The sequence below is a fragment of the Kluyvera sp. genome, assembly GCF_047971185.1.
Lineage (GTDB): Bacteria > Pseudomonadota > Gammaproteobacteria > Enterobacterales > Enterobacteriaceae > Kluyvera.
Map to the genome: position 1 here is coordinate 1 of NZ_JBKDZH010000034.1, position 16,880 is coordinate 16,880.

General features: G+C 59.3%; 15 protein-coding genes. 9 read left to right on the forward strand and 6 right to left on the reverse strand.

Translation table 11 applies throughout. The features are described from left to right. Positions 1–497, reverse strand: a 497-nt coding sequence (locus ACK5JN_RS09235; protein WP_416869901.1) for a glyceraldehyde 3-phosphate dehydrogenase NAD-binding domain-containing protein, incomplete at its 3' end; no start/stop codon positions are given. A 339-nt stretch (positions 498–836) separates the two neighbouring features. On the opposite strand from ACK5JN_RS09235, the gene msrB reads away from it, so the two are divergent. Both msrB and ACK5JN_RS09245 read left to right on the forward strand, forming a co-directional pair. Then, entirely contained in the window at positions 837–1,250 is a 414-nt protein-coding gene (msrB, locus tag ACK5JN_RS09240) for a peptide-methionine (R)-S-oxide reductase MsrB (RefSeq protein WP_416869902.1), read from the forward strand. Between the two features lie 43 nt (positions 1,251–1,293). Next, entirely contained in the window at positions 1,294–1,572 is a 279-nt protein-coding gene (locus ACK5JN_RS09245) for a YeaC family protein (protein WP_416869903.1), read from the forward strand. Here the strand turns inward: ACK5JN_RS09245 and ACK5JN_RS09250 are convergent. Further along, complete coding sequence (locus tag ACK5JN_RS09250; protein ID WP_416869904.1) at positions 1,569–3,497, reverse strand: aliphatic sulfonate ABC transporter substrate-binding protein; 1,929 nt, start codon at positions 3,495–3,497, stop codon at positions 1,569–1,571. The genes ACK5JN_RS09245 and ACK5JN_RS09250 overlap by 4 nt on opposite strands. A 273-nt stretch (positions 3,498–3,770) precedes the next feature. On the opposite strand from ACK5JN_RS09250, the gene ssuD reads away from it, so the two are divergent. Genes ssuD through ACK5JN_RS09265 form a run of 3 tightly spaced genes read left to right on the forward strand, consistent with a single transcriptional unit; the run spans position 3,771 to position 7,792 of the window. Continuing rightward, positions 3,771–4,943 (forward strand): FMNH2-dependent alkanesulfonate monooxygenase, encoded by a 1,173-nt coding sequence (gene ssuD, locus ACK5JN_RS09255; RefSeq protein WP_416869905.1) that lies wholly within the window; start codon positions 3,771–3,773, stop codon positions 4,941–4,943. Positions 4,944–4,953: 10 nt separating this feature from the next. Further along, entirely contained in the window at positions 4,954–6,339 is a 1,386-nt protein-coding gene (locus tag ACK5JN_RS09260; RefSeq protein WP_416869906.1) for an FAD/NAD(P)-binding protein, read from the forward strand. A gap of 55 nt (positions 6,340–6,394) precedes the next feature. Continuing rightward, complete coding sequence (locus tag ACK5JN_RS09265; protein ID WP_416869907.1) at positions 6,395–7,792, forward strand: LLM class flavin-dependent oxidoreductase; 1,398 nt, start codon at positions 6,395–6,397, stop codon at positions 7,790–7,792. 56 nt (positions 7,793–7,848) lie between these two features. Here ACK5JN_RS09265 and ACK5JN_RS09270 read toward each other — a convergent pair whose 3' ends face one another. After that, complete coding sequence (locus ACK5JN_RS09270) at positions 7,849–9,102, reverse strand: glycoside hydrolase family 18 protein (protein ID WP_416869908.1); 1,254 nt, start codon at positions 9,100–9,102, stop codon at positions 7,849–7,851. A gap of 47 nt (positions 9,103–9,149) precedes the next feature. Between ACK5JN_RS09270 and ACK5JN_RS09275 the strand changes: the two genes are divergently transcribed. Further along, the gene (locus ACK5JN_RS09275; protein WP_416869909.1) at positions 9,150–9,341 is read left to right on the forward strand and encodes a hypothetical protein; all 192 of its coding nucleotides are present in this window, start codon (positions 9,150–9,152) and stop codon (positions 9,339–9,341) included. Here the strand turns inward: ACK5JN_RS09275 and pncA are convergent. From pncA to sppA, 3 genes are read right to left on the reverse strand one after another with little or no spacing between them, the layout of a single operon-like run. Next, a complete protein-coding gene (gene pncA, locus ACK5JN_RS09280; RefSeq protein ID WP_416869910.1) occupies positions 9,338–9,979 on the reverse strand; it encodes a bifunctional nicotinamidase/pyrazinamidase in 642 nt (213 codons plus the stop codon). The genes ACK5JN_RS09275 and pncA overlap by 4 nt on opposite strands. 10 nt (positions 9,980–9,989) lie before the next feature. After that, on the reverse strand, positions 9,990–11,006 hold the full coding sequence (gene ansA, locus ACK5JN_RS09285; protein WP_416869911.1) for an asparaginase: 1,017 nt from the start codon (positions 11,004–11,006) through the stop codon (positions 9,990–9,992). Positions 11,007–11,062: 56 nt separating this feature from the next. Beyond that, positions 11,063–12,916, reverse strand: a complete 1,854-nt coding sequence (gene sppA / locus ACK5JN_RS09290) for a signal peptide peptidase SppA (RefSeq protein WP_416869912.1) — start codon at positions 12,914–12,916, stop codon at positions 11,063–11,065. Between the two features lie 162 nt (positions 12,917–13,078). Here sppA and ACK5JN_RS09295 point away from each other — a divergent pair, with 162 nt between their 5' ends. The 3 genes from ACK5JN_RS09295 to ACK5JN_RS09305 all read left to right on the forward strand — a co-directional run bounded on the left by ACK5JN_RS09295 (position 13,079) and on the right by ACK5JN_RS09305 (position 16,745). Then, a complete protein-coding gene (locus tag ACK5JN_RS09295) occupies positions 13,079–13,630 on the forward strand; it encodes an NAD(P)H nitroreductase (RefSeq protein WP_416869913.1) in 552 nt (183 codons plus the stop codon). Between the two features lie 129 nt (positions 13,631–13,759). Further along, the gene (gene selD, locus ACK5JN_RS09300) at positions 13,760–14,803 is read left to right on the forward strand and encodes a selenide, water dikinase SelD (RefSeq protein ID WP_065357628.1); all 1,044 of its coding nucleotides are present in this window, start codon (positions 13,760–13,762) and stop codon (positions 14,801–14,803) included. A gap of 4 nt (positions 14,804–14,807) precedes the next feature. After that, positions 14,808–16,745, forward strand: a complete 1,938-nt coding sequence (locus ACK5JN_RS09305) for a DNA topoisomerase III (protein ID WP_416869914.1) — start codon at positions 14,808–14,810, stop codon at positions 16,743–16,745. The last annotated feature ends 135 nt before the right edge of the window (positions 16,746–16,880 follow it).

The following is a 16,880-nucleotide window of genomic DNA, read 5'->3' on the forward strand; positions in this document are numbered from 1 at the left end:
AAGTTGTCGTTGATAACTTTTGCCAGCGGAGCCAGGCAGTTGGTGGTGCAGGATGCGTTAGAAACGATGTCCTGGCCTTCGTATTTGTCAAAGTTAGCGCCTTTAACAAACATCGGCGTGTTGTCTTTGGACGGACCAGTCAGAACAACTTTTTTCGCACCAGCGGTGATGTGCTTACGAGCGGTTTCGTCAGTCAGGAACAGACCAGTTGCTTCAGCAACGATGTCAACACCAACTTCGTCCCATTTCAGGTTAGCCGGATCACGTTCAGCGGTAACACGGATTTTTTTACCGTTTACGATCAGATGACCGTCTTTCACTTCTACGGTACCGTTGAAACGGCCGTGAGTGGAGTCATATTTCAGCATGTAAGCCATGTAGTCTGCGTCTAACAGATCGTTGATTGCAACGATCTCGATGTCAGAACGTTCCTGAGCAGCACGGAAAACAATGCGACCGATACGGCCAAAACCGTTGATACCTACTTTGATAGTCATATATTCCACCAGCTATTTGTTAGTGAATAAAAGGTTGCCTGTAAAATTACAAAAACCTTACGCAGCGTCAAGCGGAATCGTGTCAATCATTGCGACAAATCAATCTGCTGCCTAAGCTTTGCACGACTAACCTGTCTCACTCTTCCTATGAGCTAGAAACCACATGAGGGCGGCGCCGGGAATTTTAAAGGGCACGCGAGATAAAAATGTGATGTTTATCACAATTACCTGGCTGCCTTTTCACGCCGATTAAGTTTAGAACAAAAGTTCACGCTTCATTGTTAATGTTTTGTTAGAATCGCCATGTAAATGTATTTTTCATAGCGAGATGTGAGAAAAATGGTGAACAAACCCGCCCCAGAAGACCTGAAAAATACCCTCAGTGAGATGCAGTTCTATGTCACCCAGAAACATGGCACAGAGCCGCCATTTACCGGACGTTTGCTGCACAACAAGCGCGATGGGATCTACCACTGCCTGGTGTGCGACGCGCCGCTTTTTCACTCCCAGAGCAAGTATGATTCCGGATGTGGCTGGCCAAGTTTTTATGAGCCGGTAAGCGATACCGCCATTCGTTATCTCAATGATTACTCCCACGGCATGCAACGTACTGAAATTCGTTGCGGAAATTGCGATGCGCACCTGGGGCACGTCTTCCCCGACGGCCCGCAGCCGACCGGCGAACGTTTTTGCGTTAATTCCGCGTCGCTCAGCTTTACGGATGACGAGAGCGGCGACGCAACCAAAGGTTGAAGAAACGATTCAGCAAATTATTCCACAGGAGAGGGGGCTGAACATGAGTATTGAGCAAATGATCGACAACATGACGCCGGAAATTTACCAGCGCTTAGCCACCGCGGTGGAGCTCGGAAAATGGCCGGACGGCGTGGCGCTCACCGACGAACAAAAAGAGAACTGTTTACAGCTGGTGATGCTTTGGCAGTCGCGCAATAACAGCGATGCGCAGCACATGACCATTGATACCCGCGGTCAGATGGTGATGAAGAGCAAGCAGCAGCTGAAAGAAGACTTCGGCATCGCGCCGAAGCCGATTGCGACATTTAAACCGCACTAAGCGGCCGCCCATGGCTCGATCAGCCGTTCTCTGGCGTACCACATCGCTTCTCTGACCGCGACGGGCCTGCTCAGCAGGCCCAGCGCGTAAAAGCGGTCGGCGATGGTCTGCTGGGCGCGTATGGCCTGCAAATCCATTTCTCGCGTCTGATGGCTACGCCGCGCCAGCGCGCAGGCCAACGCCTCGGTGTCCAGCCCCAGTTCCCCCGCTAGCAGCTTCGCCGCTTCGTGGCGATGCCGGTCGATAAATTTTCCCGTTTTCACCAGCGCCGCCACGACCCCGGCAATGACCTCCTCATTTTGCCGCGCGTACTGGCGGCGGGTGAGATAGAACTGATGATTATTGACGCGGCCTTCACCGGTTGCCAGCACCCGTAGCGTCCCGCTGCGCTCGGCGTCGCTCAGCACCGGATCCCACATCATCCAGGCGTCGGCGGACAGATAGTCGCTGGCGGTCAGCGGATATTTGGGCGGCGCATAGACCACCTTGACGTCATCAAGCCCCAATCCCGCTTCTTCCAGAATCTGCACCAGCAGCCAGTGCACGTTCGAACCTTTATTCAGCGCAATGCGCTTGCCCCGCAGCTGCGCGAGCGAGCGTATATCGCTGGCGTTCGGCACCACCATGGCCACGCTGCGCGGCGCCGGCGGCTCCCAGGCCACATACAGCAGCGAATTGTCTTTTGCCTGGGCGAAAATCGGGGGTGCTTCGCCGGTGGTACCAAAATCAATTTCATCATTGCTGAGCGCCTGCAGCAGCTGCGGCCCGGCGGGATATTCGCTCCACATCACGTTGATACCCAGATTGGCAAAATTCTGCTCCAGCAGCTGACGCGCCTTCAGCACGCCCAGATTGCCGAAACGTTGATAGCCAATGCGCAGTTCGCGTTCACGTGGCGCAGCGGAAGGCCGCTCTGCGGGCTTACGCCGTTGCTTGATGACCCCCAGATGCGCCAGCTGCGTCCGCAGCGTATGGCGGCTGATGCCAAGCAGCTGTGCCGCCTGACTCTGGTTATTGTGGCTTTGGCTCATTGCCGTCTGGATCATGGCGCGCAGCAGGCGATCGTACAGCGCCCCGTTGTGCGCCAGCAGCTGGCGACGCATAAACGCCGCCAGTTCATCCTGTTGCGCCGGCGGTGAAGGCGACGTGGAAGGGGCGGTAGTAAGGCGGAGATGTTCAGGGCCAAGCTCTACCTCTGGATTCAGCAGCACCGCGTTGTGCAGGGTATTTTCCAGCTCACGAATGTTTCCCGGCCACGGATAGTCATGCAGCAGCGCCAGCGCCTGCTCTGAGAGCCGCTGTGCCGGGCGGCCGAGCCGCCGCGCATAAAGCTGTACAAAGTGGTGCGCCAGAACCGTGATGTCCTGCTGGCGCTGACGTAGCGGCGGCAGGGTCACGGCGGCGATATTGAGTCGATAAAAAAGATCCTCGCGAAAGCGACGTTCCTGGATAGCACGGGCCAGATCGACGTGGGTGGCCGCCACCACGCGGACGTTAATGCCAATCGGCTTATGGGAACCGACGCGCGTAATCTCGCGTTCCTGGAGGACACGCAGCAGCTTAACCTGTAACGACAAACTCAGCTCGCCAATCTCATCCAGCAGCAGCGTACCGCCCTCCGCGGCTTCAAACCAACCCTGATGGGTATGCGTCGCGCCACTAAATGCGCCTTTCTCATGGCCAAACAGCTCTGATTCCGCCAGCGACTCGGTTAGCGCACCACAGTTGACGGCCAGGAAAGGGCCGTTTGCCCGCAGGCTATGACGGTGCAGATAGCGGGCCACCACCTCTTTGCCGGTACCCGTTTCACCGACGATTAACACCGTGGCGTCGGTGGGGGCAAGGCGCGCCAGCACGTTCTGAAAGGCTTGTGAAGCCGGGTCGACCAGTACCGGCCCGGATAATGTGAGTTCTGCGTTGAGCATCGGAATTCTCCAGCAAGTTCATGTCTGGACGGTATCTGTTGGCGGCGCAAGATTCCAGAGGGGGTAAACGGCCGATTGTTGCCATTGCGGCAGTTTGTGCCGTCAGGGTGTTGCATTTGCAGCATGTGGCAAAACGTGAGTGTGTTTATAACCTATTAATAAATAAAGATATTAACGCATTCAAAAGTTGGCATGTATTTCGCTAATCTCTTTATAACTGACGAAGATAACCGCTTCTATAAATACCAAATATAGTTATAAAGGAAATGGATAATGACAGTACAAGCCGCTGAGCAAATTAATCTCTTCTGGTTCTTACCCACCCATGGTGATGGGCGCTATCTGGGCACCACCGAAGGAGGGCGTCCGGTGGATCTTCCCTATCTGCAACAGGTGGCGCTGGCGGCGGACAGCCTTGGTTACTACGGCGTACTGATCCCGACGGGAAAAAGCTGTGAAGACTCATGGCTGGTGGCCGCCGCACTGGCCCCCATCACCCGCAATCTGCGTTACCTCGTCGCGGTGCGTCCCGGTCTGCAGCCGCCCACGCTGGCGGCGCGGATGGCGGCGACGCTGGATCGTCTCTCCGAGGGACGCCTGCTGATTAACGTTGTGACGGGCGGTGACCCGGTAGAGAACAAAGGCGACGGCATTTTCCTGAGCCACCGCGAGCGTTATGAAGTGACTCATGAATTCCTTGAGGTTTACCGTCGCCTGCTTGCGGGGGAAAAGGTGGATTATCACGGCGCGCATATTCAGGTTGAAGGGGCGGAAGTCCTGTTCCCGACGGTACAGCGCAACGGGCCGCCGCTGTATTTTGGCGGCTCGTCGGCGGAGGCGATAGACGTGGCCGCCGACCATATTGATGCCTATCTGACCTGGGGCGAACCGCCAGCGCAGGTGGCGGAAAAACTGGCGGTTGTCAAAGCTCGGGCCGAAGAAAAGGGCCGCAAGCTAGAGTACGGAATCCGCCTGCATGTGATTGTGCGCGAGACGGAGGAAGAAGCGTGGGCGGCCGCGGATAAGCTGATTGCGCACCTGGATGATGACACCATCGCACAGGCGCAGCAGATTTTTGCCCGCATGGACTCCGCCGGGCAGGCGCGAATGAGCGCGCTGCATAAGGGAAGCCGCGATAATCTGCGCATCGCCCCTAACCTGTGGGCCGGCGTCGGGCTGGTTCGCGGCGGCGCAGGGACCGCACTGGTGGGAAATCCGCAGCAGGTTGCCGAACGCATTCGTGAATATCAGGCGCTGGGGATCACCAACTTTATCTTCTCTGGTTACCCGCATCTTGAAGAGGCGCACCGCTTTGCCGAGCTGGTTATGCCGCTGCTGCCAGCCAGCACGCAGCCGCGTTCCGCGAAAGGGCAGGTCAACACCGGGCCGTTTGGGGAAACCATCGGCGGGGCGAAGCGTCCTGTTCCGCAGGCGAGCGCCAGTTGAGGAGGCGGCAATGTCACGACAAGAAAGCGAACCTCACATTGTGATCGTGGGAGGGGGATTCAGCGGCACGGCCGTGGCGATTCACCTGTTGCGTGAGTCGCGTCACGCTCTGCGCATTAGCGTGGTGGAGCCGCGTCCGGCGCTGGGGTGTGGCGTGGCCTACTCGGCGACCGATCCCGCACATCGCATCAACGTCCCCGCAGCGCGAATGCAGCTGGCGGGAGACGACGACGGCGCGTTTGATCGCTGGTATCGCCGGCATGGCGATTTTCCACAGGATCCCCAGGCGCGGCTCGCTGACGGCAGCGTCTATCCACAGCGCGGCGTATTTGGGCGCTACGTGCAGGAGAATCTGGCCGAGGCCGTGAAGGGGCAGGACGGGCGTCTGACGCATCTACGCGATCGCGCGATCGGCTGGCATGACGGCTGCGTGGTGACTGCCGGGGGGCAACGGCTGCGCGCCGATGGCATGGTGCTGGCGATAAGCCACCCGGCGCCGCGCTTGCCGACGGTGGTTCAGCCCCTTGCTCACCATCCGCGGCTGATAGCGAATCCGTGGCGCCCGGAGGCGCTAGCGGCGATCCCACACAACGCGCGCGTCGCCATTATGGGCACGGCGCTGAGTATGGCGGACGTGGTCGCGACGCTGCAACGACAGGGGCATTACGGGGCAACGTTCGCCTTCTCACGCCACGGTTTGCTCTCCAGATCGAATGCTCCGCTCGCCGCATCGACGTGGCAGGCCGACTACCAAACCGGCACGCTGCGCCAGCGTCTGCGGCAGATCCGCGCGGATATCCCGCGTGCGGCGGCGCTGGGGTTGCCCTGGCAAAGCGTACTGGACGCGGTGCGCGGGCAGGGGCAGAACATCTGGCAGCAGCTTAGCGAGCGGGAAAAACGGCAGTTTTTGCGCCATTTGCGCCGCTTCTGGGACGTGCATCGCTACCGAATTGCGCCACAGGTGGCGCAGGCCATTGCCGAAAAACGGGCCGACGGCACATTTCGCACGCTGGCGGCGCGGCTGCGCGCGCTGACCGCTGAGGGCGAGAGTTTTCACCTTGATCTAGCCCTGCGCGGTGCTGGGAGCCTGCGGGAAGAAGTGGACTATCTGGTGCTGACGACGGGGCCAGACCATGCCGATTTGGTCGCCAGTGAGCCGTTTCTGGCAGCGCTCCAGCGGAGCGGGCTGCTTCGCCCGGATGCGCTGGGGCTGGGGATTGAGGTTAACGCCCATTCGCAGGCCGTTGGCACCTCTTCGCGCGTCTGGGTCGCCGGCCCGGCGGCGCGCGGACGATTTGGCGAACTGATGGGGCTACCGCAGGTGGCGGATCACGCCCGTCAGGTTGCGCAAACGGTGCTGCAAACGCTGGCCAGCCACCAGAACGTCACCGCCTGAACCTACCTGTAAACTGATTATTGCGCCGGGAAAGCCGGGCGCAGGAGAGACCGCTATGTCTTCACAACGTGAAATTCGTCTGAATGCTTTTGATATGAACTGCGTCGGCCATCAGTCGCCGGGGCTGTGGGCGCACCCGCGCGATCGTTCCTGGCAGTATAAGGATCTGGACTATTGGGTCGATCTGGCGCGTCTGCTGGAGCGGGGAAAGTTTGACGGCCTGTTTATTGCCGACGTGCTGGGCGTCTACGATGTGTATAACGGCAACGGTGATGCGGCGATCCGTCAGGCCGCGCAGGTGCCGGTAAACGATCCGCTGGCGCTGGTGACGCCGATGGCGCTGGTGACCGAGCATCTGGGCTTTGGCCTGACCGCCTCGCTGTCGTTTGAGCACCCGTACCCGTTTGCTCGCCGTCTCTCGACGCTGGATCACCTGACCAAAGGCCGCGTGGGCTGGAACATCGTCACCTCGTATCTGGAAAGCGGGGCGCGCAATATCGGCCAGCAGGCGCAGACGGCGCACGATGCCCGCTACGACTATGCCGATGAGTATCTGGAGGTTATCTACAAGCTGCTGGAAGGGAGCTGGGAGGAGGGGGCGATTCTGCGCGATCGTGAGCGGCGCATTTTCAGCGATCCGAGTAAAATTCACGCCATTAACCATCATGGCAAATTCTTTGACGTGCCGGGCTATCACCTCTGTGAACCGTCGCCGCAGCGTACGCCGGTGCTGTATCAGGCGGGTGCCTCCAGCCGCGGGAAGCAGTTTGCCGCCAGCCACGCCGAATGCGTGTTTGTGGCTTCACCGTCAAAAAGCGCGCTGAAAAAAACGGTCGCGGACATTCGCCGCCGCGCGGAGGAAGCGGGGCGCGATCCGCACAGTATTCTCATTTTCAACATGCAAACGGCGATCGTTGGTGAGACGGATAAAGCCGCGCAGGCGAAGTGGCAGGAGTACAAAAGCTGGACCAGCTATGAAGGGGCATTGGCGCTGATCTCCGGCTGGACGGGGATTGATTTCGGGCAGTACCAGCCGGATGAAGTGTTTACCTATGCTAAAACCAACGCCATCCAGTCGGTAGTCGATACCTTCTCTACCGCCGATCCGGATAAACAGTGGTCGGTGAAAGCCATGGCCGACTGGGTGGGTATCGGCGGCTTTGGCCCGCTGGTGGTGGGTAGCGCGGAAACGGTAGCGGACGAGCTGCAATCGTGGGTGGAGGAGACGGACGTGGATGGCTTCAATCTGGCCTACGCGGTCACGCACGAAACCTTTACTGACGTTGTCGAACTGCTGATACCCGAACTGCAAAAACGCGGCGTGTATAAACGCGAGTACAGCCAGGGGACGCTACGCGAGAAGCTGTTTGGCGGCAGCGCCAGGCTTCAGGCTCCGCATCCGGGCGCAGGCTACCGTATTCATGAGCAAAGCGGGATTTTAACGCCGGTGTGACACCTGCTGATAAACGATAACCCGGTCAGGTCACCGGGTTATCGTGTCAGGATGCGTTAGTGTTTGATCCCCAGCGACTCCGCCAGCTGCTTCGCCAGCTGATTGTTGTCATCGGCACCGTACTCCCAGAACATCGCGCCGCCTAACCCCTTACTCTTGATGTAGTCGGCCTTTATGCTGACCGATCGCGGATTCTCATACGACAGCGCGAACAGCGGCTTGCCCTCCGCCGATTGCACCGACAGCCACGGTACCTTGGCCTGGTCATCCCAGTGCTCGGTAAACCGCTTCTGCGGGTCGTTGAGCAGCTTGCTGACGATATCGTTGTACTTCACGTAGGTATCTTTACTGAGGTCGACGCCGAGCGATTTAAACAGCTCAATTTCCTGCGCGCCGAAGTAAGGCTGGGTGACCGGATTTTTCTGCGCATCCGGCTTGCTCCAGTCGATACCCGGTTCCACGCTCCGTTTCGGCACGCGCCCGTAGAAGCCAATCCCCAGGTTCATCTGGCTGGGTTTTAAACCGGCGGCGAGGTAGTTATTGACCACGAAATCGGCGCTGTATTTATCGGCCTGCGCCACCGTTGGCCACTGCGTTGAGTCATACAGGTTCGAGTTAAAGTACTGGGTGCCGTACGCCATGTCGTAGGTCATCAGGTTGATGTAATCCAGCAGCGGCGCGATCGCCTTCACGTCGACCCAGCTTTTCGGGCTTTCCGCGTTCGCCCCCACGGCGATGGTCACCAGCTTTTTGTCGCCAAACGCCGCGCGCAGCGCTTTGAGCAGGGTGGTGAAGTTATCGCGATCCGCAGGCTGGCTGGCCACCAGCCCCCAGGCGCCGTTTACCGGGTATTCCCAGTCCAGATCGATACCGTCGAGGCCATATTTAGCCACCACCTCCTGAGCGGAACGGATAAACACCGCGCGCGCTTCCGGCGTTGCCGCCGCGCCGGAGAAGCCGCGAGCGCCCCAGCCGCCGACCGACAGCAGCACTTTCAAATTCGGGTTCTGTTTACGCAGCGCGGGGATTTTCGATAAATCGGACTGTACCTTGGGCGATAGCCAGATCTGGTGCAGCTTCGCAGGATCTTTTAACGCGTCGTTGGTTTCGTCTTTTTCGTCATTGTAGATAAGGCCAAACGAATAGTTGAGGTGGGTAATTTGCCGTACGTCCAGCTTATCGATATCGCCACCCGGCCCGGCGGTAACGTCACCACCGCCGTTGAAGTAGCCAACGGACATCAGGGAATTCGCGGAAACAACCGAAACGCAGAGCAGGGGTAATGCTGCCAGCAAAGGCAAAAGTTTCATACACGGTCCTCTTTGACATTCAAAAGCAAACACGCCACGGAAATGGCGTGGCGAAAAAACAGCCTTTCGAACATAGCATTGCCGCGGAGGGAAATCTGCGAGGGAGTTCACGGGAGGACGTTAGCGGCTATTTCCCGGCGTCGCTGCGCTCGGCCGGGCTACCGCAGATTGCGGGCCCGGTTATCGTAGCCCGGACGAAGCGCTTTAGCGCTGACTCCGGGATGGTGCCACGGGATTAACCCTGGATTTCCAGCCAGTCATCCAGCGTATACAGCGTTGCGCCTGCCGTCGCCATCTCCATAAAGGCGTTAGCGCTGTCCTGCGGCTGGATATTCACGCCGCGGCAGCCGTCGGTAATCACGTTGACCGCATAGCCGAGCGTGAGCGCATCCAGTACGGTGAACTTGACACAGTAGTCGGTGGCCAGCCCCAGCACGGTCAGCTCGTCAACGCCGTGCTCACGCAGCCAGGCGTCCAGCCCGGTTTTCTGCCGATGGCCGTTGTCGAAAAAGGCGCTGTAGCTGTCGATGTTCACGCTTTCACCTTTGTGGAATACCGCATCGATCGCCTGCTGAGCCAGCAGCGGATGAAACGCCGCGCCGTCGCTGTTTTGCACGCAGTGATCCGGCCAGAAGGTTTGCGGCAGGCCGTCGAGCGTTCCCTGGCTGTAAGGCGCTACGCCGTGCTGGCTGGCGAAACTCCCGTGGTTGGCCGGGTGCCAGTCCTGGCTTGCGATAACCGCGTCACCGCGGATTTTGGCGGCCTGAATCAGCACGTTCGCGACGTCAACGGTGCTGTCGCCTTCCGCGACCGCCAGCGCGCCGCCGGCGCAGAAATCGTTTTGTAAATCGACTAAAAGCAGAGCCCGTTTGCTCATCCTCGTCTCCTTAATCGTCAGGCGTCAGTTCGCCGCGCAGGTTCTGCTGCATGGCCGCGCGAATGGCGTCCGCATCCAGCCCCTGGCTCAGCAGATAATGAAGTTTGGTCAACGTGGCTTCCACCGTCATGTCTGCGCCGCCGATCACCCCGGCCTGCGCCAGCGCGTTGCCGGTGGCGTAGCCGCCCATATTGACCTTGCCGGACATGCACTGGGTGAGGTTAACCACCACAATACCGCGGCTGCTGGCCTGCGCCAGCTCTTTGAGGAAGACGTCGTTCTGCGGCGCATTGCCCACGCCGTAAGAGCGCAGGATCAGCGCTTTTACCGGCTGTAGCAGGAAGTTGCGTACCACATCGGCGGAGATCCCCGGATAAATCGTCACCACACCAATCGGCTGCGGGGTAATCGGGTGCACAATCAGCGCGCCGTCGCCGTGCGGCGCGGGCGGGGTACCCAGTTTGCGGATATGAATCCCGGCTTCCAGCAGCGGCGAGAGGTTGGGCGACGCGAACGCGTCAAAGCCGTCGGCGTGGGCCTTGGTGGTACGGTTACCGCGATACAGACGATTGTTGAAAAACAGCGTCACTTCGTTAATCGGGTAGTTGGCGGCCACGTACAGCGAATTCAACAGGTTGATTTGCCCGTCCGAGCGCAGTTCGGCCAGCGGGATCTGTGAACCGGTGACGATAACCGGCTTGCCGAGATTTTCCAGCATAAACGACAGCGCCGAGGCGGTGAACGCCATGGTGTCGGTACCGTGCAGGATCACAAAGCCATCGTACTCGTCGTAATGCGCTTTAATATCGTCGGCGATGTGCTGCCAGTCTTCCGGGGTCATATCGGAAGAGTCCATCAGCGGATCGTATTCGTGGATAGTAAAGTCCGGCATCTCGGGGCGATGGAACTCAGGCATCAGCGCCAGCTGGCGCTGCAAATGCCCGGAGACCGGGATATAGCCGTGGTCAGAGCGCTGCATCCCGATGGTCCCGCCGGTGTAGGCGACGTAAATGGATTTTTTTGGCATGGTTTGTCTATTGATTGAGCAAAAGGAAATCCCCTCCGGTGAGGAGGGGATTGCGATTAGCGAATATTGGCGCAGGCCAGGCAAATTGCATAGCGATTTTGCGGATCGTTAAAGATCGCCAGCTTATCGCTTTCGGCCTTCATCGCGCTGGCGGCACTCGCCAGCGGGGCCGGGAGGTAGGCCTGCAAGGCCTGCGGCAGCGAGGCGCGCACGGAGCCGGAAAGGTTATCCATCACCATATCGAAGAACGTCGGTTCGCTCTGATAATAGTCGATGTGCCACGTCTTCACTTTCGCCAGCTCGGCGGCTTTTTTCACCGCGTCGTCGAAGTCGCCGAGGCTATCAACCAGCCCGTTCGCTTTCGCATCTTCACCGGTCCAGACGTGGCCCTGGGCGATGCGGTCGATGGCTTCAGGGGTGCTCTTACGTGACTGCGCGACAAGGGTGATGAAGCGCTTGTAGCCGTTCTCAATGCTGAGCTGCATCATCTGCTGCACTTCCGGCGTCAGCGCCTTGGTGACCGCCATATCCGCCAGCGGGGATGTAGCCACGCCGTCGGTATGCACACCAATCGAGTCGAGGGTGTTCTCCACCGTATTAATCACCCCAAAGATACCGATAGAGCCGGTCAGGGTGCTGGGGCTGGCGATGATGTAATCCGCCGGGGTTGAGATCCAGTAGCCGCCGGAGGCCGCCATGCCGCCCATGGAAACAACAACCGGTTTGCCCGCCGCTTTCGCCGCCGCCAGCTCTTCGCGGATCACCTCAGAGGCGCTGACGCTGCCGCCAGGGCTGTTAACGCGCAGGACGATGGCTTTCACCTTCGGATCCAGACGCGCATCGCGAATCTGCGCCGCGGTGGTGTCGCCGCCGACGTTGCCCGGGGTCTCTTCTCCGTCCATGATGGCGCCGTTCGCAAAGACCACCGCGATGCTTGAACCGCTGTCAGCCGGGGTTTTCACCGTATAGTCGTACATACTGATGGCGCTGTAGTTATTGTCGGCCTTGCTCCAGCCGAACGCTTTGGTCATCGCTTTTTCAATATCCGCGCTGGAACCTAAGGTATCCACCAGCTTGTTATCGAGCGCGTACTGCGCCGTATCGCCATCGACCTTACGCAGCCCATCCAGCACGCCCTGTGCGCCGGGGAAGATCTGCTGCGCGGTCACCTGACGATTTGCCGCGACGGTATTGAGGTAGTTCTGCCACAGCTCGCCAATCCAGCGGCTGTCCGCTTCGCGCGCCGCCGGTGACATATCGTCACGAATAAACGGCTCAACGGCGGATTTATAGGTGCCCACGCGGAAGACGTGCGTCGACACTTTCAGCTTGTCGAGCAGCGTTTTGTAGTACAGGCCGTTGGTGGCGAAACCGTGCAGGTCGACCACGCCCTGCGGCGACAGCCAGATTTTATTGGCGAAGCTCGCCAGGTAGTACTGCGCCTGGCTATAGCTATCGCCCACCGCATAGACCGGCTTGCCGCTGTCGCGGAATTCGCGCAGCGCTTTGCCGATATACTGCATGGAGGGCTGATCGCCGCCGGCGAAGTTTTTCAGATCCAGCACGATACCGGTGATATTACGGTCATCCTTCGCCTGGCGGATGGTCTGCACAACATCGAACAGGGAGTTTTCCTGCAGGCGGTCGGAGCTGGCGCCGAAGAACTGACGGCCAATCACGCTGAGCTTGCTGCTCGGCGAGGGTTTATCGACCACCACGCCGCTGATGTCCATCAGCAGCGCGCCGCGAGTGCTGTGTTCCGTGGAACTGCTGCTGAGCTGCATCCAGATGCCGACGCCAACCAGCACCAGCAAGATAAAGAACAGGTTGAGCACCAGTTCACGAACGAAATTGAGTAATCGCCACGTCCATTTAAAGAATCCGGCGATGAAGCGCCATACGGTTCGCATCTATTCTCCCTGCAATAACGAAAAAAGGTTCACCGAAACGGTGAAACGTGAGGCTATCCTAAATAGACCGTCGCCGGTTGTCAGCAGGAATCGCCTTCGGCGCTGTAACAAAATCCTCGCGCATGTTAATTTTATGAAAAATAACGTGAGAGGAGTGATTCAATGGATGCACTGGAACTATTGGTGAATCGCCGTAGCGCTTCCCGCCTTGCCGAGCCGGCACCGGCGGGGGAACAGCTGCAAAATATTCTCCGCGCCGCGCTGCGCGCGCCGGATCACGGCACCCTGCAACCGTGGCAGTTTGTGATTGTGGAAGGCGAAGGCCGAGAGCGTTTCAGCCAACTGCTGGAGCAGGGGGCGGTGGCTGCGCAAAGCGACGAGAAGGCGATTGAAAAAGCCCGCAACGCGCCGTTCCGTGCGCCGATGATCATCGTGGCGATCGCCAAATGCCAGGATCACCCAAAGGTACCGAAGTGGGAACAGGAGATGTCGGCTGGCTGCGCGGTGATGGCGATGCAGATGGCGGCGGTGGCGCAGGGCTTTAACGGCATCTGGCGCAGCGGCGCGCTGACCGACAGCCCGGTGGTACGCACGGGCTTTGGCTGCGGCGAGCTGGATAAAATCGTCGGTTTTCTCTACCTCGGCACCCCACAGCTGAAGGCCTCGACCACCATCGCGATGCCGGACACGGCGCCGTTCGTCCGTTATCTCTGAAAAATCACCACGATTGTCTGCATTCCAGGCAAATGCCCGCGAATTCAGACAGTCGTACTTATCACCGCTGTGTTCTGGCGTTACCATATACCCTCTATGCAAATGCCAAAGCAATGACAGGAGTTGTCCATGAGCGAGCAGGCCATTCGTTTAACGCAGTACAGCCACGGAGCGGGTTGCGGTTGTAAAATTTCGCCGAAAGTGCTGGAGACCATCCTGCACAGCGAGCAAACGAAGTTTATCGACCCTAACCTGCTTGTTGGCAACGAAACTCGCGACGATGCTGCCGTTTACGACCTGGGTAATGGTACCTCGGTCATCAGCACCACCGATTTCTTTATGCCGATTGTCGATAATCCGTTCGACTTTGGCCGCATTGCGGCGACCAACGCCATCAGCGACATTTTTGCCATGGGCGGCAAGCCGATTATGGCGATTGCGATCCTTGGCTGGCCGATCAATAAGCTGGCGCCGGAAATTGCGCGTGAAGTGACCGAAGGCGGGCGCTTTGCCTGCAAGCAGGCCGGTATCGCGCTGGCGGGCGGCCACTCTATCGACGCGCCGGAGCCGATTTTTGGCCTCGCGGTCACCGGCATTGTGCCTACCGAACGGGTGAAGAAAAACAGCACCGCGCAGGCGGGCTGCAAGCTGTTCCTGACCAAGCCGCTGGGGATTGGCGTGCTGACCACCGCCGAGAAAAAATCGCTGCTGAAGCCTGAACATCAGGGGCTGGCGACGGAAGTGATGTGCCAGATGAACCTGGTCGGCTCCGCGTTTGCCAATATTGATGGCGTTAAAGCCATGACCGATGTCACCGGTTTTGGTCTGCTGGGCCACCTGAGCGAAATGTGCCAGGGCGCAGGCGTTCAGGCGCAGATTGATTTTGCCGCGGTGCCGAAGCTGCCGGGCGTGGAAGAGTACATTGCTCAGGGCGCGGTCCCGGGCGGTACCGAGCGTAACTTTGCCAGCTACGGTCACCTTATGGGGGCGATGAGCGACGCGCAGCGCGCGCTGCTGTGCGACCCGCAAACCTCCGGCGGCCTGCTGCTGGCGGTGACGCCGGATGCCGAAGCCGCCGTGCAGGAGGCTGCCGCTGAGTTTGGTATCACGCTAACCGCTATCGGTGAACTGGTCACCGCGCGCGGCGGCCGTCCGATGGTCGAGCTGCGCTAATCCCATGCGGCTGTTCATTGCGGAAAAACCGAGTCTGGCCCGCGCCATTGCGGATGTACTGCCGAAACCCCACCGCAAGGGCGACGGCTTTATCGAATGTGGCAACGGTCAGGTGGTGACCTGGTGCATTGGTCACCTGCTGGAGCAGGCGCAGCCGGACGTTTACGACAGCCGCTACGCCCGCTGGAATCTCCAGGACCTGCCGATCGTCCCGGAAAAGTGGCAGCTTCAGCCCCGGGCGTCGGTGACCAAACAGCTCAACGTCATCAAGCGTTTTCTGCACGACGCCAGCGAAGTCATTCACGCCGGAGACCCCGACCGCGAAGGGCAGCTGCTGGTGGATGAGGTGCTGGACTACCTGCAGCTGCCGGCGGAAAAACGCCAGCAGGTGCAGCGCTGTCTGATTAACGATCTCAATCCGCAGGCGGTGGAGCGGGCGATTTCCCGTCTGCGCGCCAACAGCGAATTTATTCCGCTGTGCGTCTCGGCGCTGGCCCGCGCCCGCGCCGACTGGCTGTACGGCATCAATATGACCCGAGCCTACACCATTCTGGGGCGTAACGCCGGTTATCAGGGCGTGCTCTCGGTCGGCCGCGTGCAGACGCCGGTGCTGGGGCTGGTGGTGCGCCGCGACGAAGAGATTGAAAACTTCGTCTCGAAAGATTTCTTCGAGGTGAAGGCGCACATCGTGACGCCGAAAGACGAACGCTTTACCGCCGTCTGGCAGCCAAGCGAAGCCTGTGAACCGCATCAGGATGAAGAAGGTCGCCTGCTGAACCGCGCGCTTGCCGAGCACGTGGTGAAACGGATAGCCGGGCAGCCCGCGCTGGTGACCGCCTATAATGATAAGCGCGATTCTGAGCCCGCGCCGCTGCCGTTTTCGCTGTCGGCCTTACAGATTGAGGCCGCGAAGCGTTTTGGCCTCAGCGCGCAGAACGTGCTGGATATCTGCCAGAAACTGTATGAAACCCACAAGGTCATCACCTATCCGCGTTCCGACAGTCGCTATTTGCCGGAAGAGCACTTTGCTGGCCGCCATGCGGTGATCAATGCAATCGGCGTTCACGCCCCGGTTCTGCTGCCGCAGCCGGTGGTCAACACCGAGACCCGCAACCGCTGCTGGGACGACAAAAAGGTCGATGCCCACCACGCGATTATTCCGACCGCGCGCGCCAGCAGCGTCAATCTCAACGACAACGAAGCGAAGGTGTATAACCTGATTGCGCGTCAGTATCTGATGCAGTTCTGCCCGGATGCGGTCTACCGCAAGTGCCAGATCGATCTGGATATCGCCAACGGCAAATTTGTCGCCAAAGCGCGTTTCCTCGCGGAAGCGGGCTGGCGTACGCTGTTGGGCGCGAAAGAGCGTGACGAAGAGAACGACGGCACGCCGCTGCCGGTGGTGACCAAAGCGGACGAATTACTGTGCGAGAACGGTGAAGTCGTTGAACGACAGACCCAGCCGCCGCGCCACTTTACCGACGCCACGCTGCTGTCGGCGATGACCGGTATTGCCCGTTTTGTGCAGGATAAAGATCTGAAAAAGATCCTCCGCGCGACCGACGGTTTAGGCACCGAAGCTACGCGCGCGGGCATTATCGAGCTGCTGTTTAAGCGCGGTTTTCTGACCAAGAAAGGGCGTTACATTCACTCTACCGACGCCGGTAAAGCGCTGTTCCATTCGCTGCCCGAAATGGCAACCCGCCCGGATATGACCGCGCACTGGGAGTCCACGTTGACGCAAATCAGCGAAAAGCAGTGCCGTTATCAGGACTTTATGCAACCGCTGGTGGGGACGTTGTTCCAGCTGATCGATCAGGCTAAGAGTACGCCGGTGCGGCAGTTCCGCGGGCTGGCAGCGCCAAGCGGCGCAAAGAAAACGTTCAGTAAAGGGAAGGGGAAGAGTAAGAAAGCGTCGGCAAGCCCTGCACCAGACGCATAGTCGGGGATGTCCTTTTGTAGGCCGGATAAGGCGTATACGCCGCCATCCGGCAATGTGCTCAGACCGCCTGATGGCGCTGCGCTTATCAGGCCTACGGTTCAAAACGATAGCCCGGCATCGCTTACGCGTCCGGGC

Coding starts and splice junctions, on each gene's coding strand:
- msrB (WP_416869902.1), top strand. CDS start 837: ATGGTGAACAAACCCGCCCCAGAAGACCTGAAAAATACCCTCAGTGAG.
- ACK5JN_RS09245 (WP_416869903.1), top strand. CDS start 1,294: ATGAGTATTGAGCAAATGATCGACAACATGACGCCGGAAATTTACCAG.
- ACK5JN_RS09250 (WP_416869904.1), bottom strand. CDS start 3,497: ATGCTCAACGCAGAACTCACATTATCCGGGCCGGTACTGGTCGACCCG.
- ssuD (WP_416869905.1), top strand. CDS start 3,771: ATGACAGTACAAGCCGCTGAGCAAATTAATCTCTTCTGGTTCTTACCC.
- ACK5JN_RS09260 (WP_416869906.1), top strand. CDS start 4,954: ATGTCACGACAAGAAAGCGAACCTCACATTGTGATCGTGGGAGGGGGA.
- ACK5JN_RS09265 (WP_416869907.1), top strand. CDS start 6,395: ATGTCTTCACAACGTGAAATTCGTCTGAATGCTTTTGATATGAACTGC.
- ACK5JN_RS09270 (WP_416869908.1), bottom strand. CDS start 9,102: ATGAAACTTTTGCCTTTGCTGGCAGCATTACCCCTGCTCTGCGTTTCG.
- pncA (WP_416869910.1), bottom strand. CDS start 9,979: ATGAGCAAACGGGCTCTGCTTTTAGTCGATTTACAAAACGATTTCTGC.
- ansA (WP_416869911.1), bottom strand. CDS start 11,006: ATGCCAAAAAAATCCATTTACGTCGCCTACACCGGCGGGACCATCGGG.
- sppA (WP_416869912.1), bottom strand. CDS start 12,916: ATGCGAACCGTATGGCGCTTCATCGCCGGATTCTTTAAATGGACGTGG.
- ACK5JN_RS09295 (WP_416869913.1), top strand. CDS start 13,079: ATGGATGCACTGGAACTATTGGTGAATCGCCGTAGCGCTTCCCGCCTT.
- selD (WP_065357628.1), top strand. CDS start 13,760: ATGAGCGAGCAGGCCATTCGTTTAACGCAGTACAGCCACGGAGCGGGT.
- ACK5JN_RS09305 (WP_416869914.1), top strand. CDS start 14,808: ATGCGGCTGTTCATTGCGGAAAAACCGAGTCTGGCCCGCGCCATTGCG.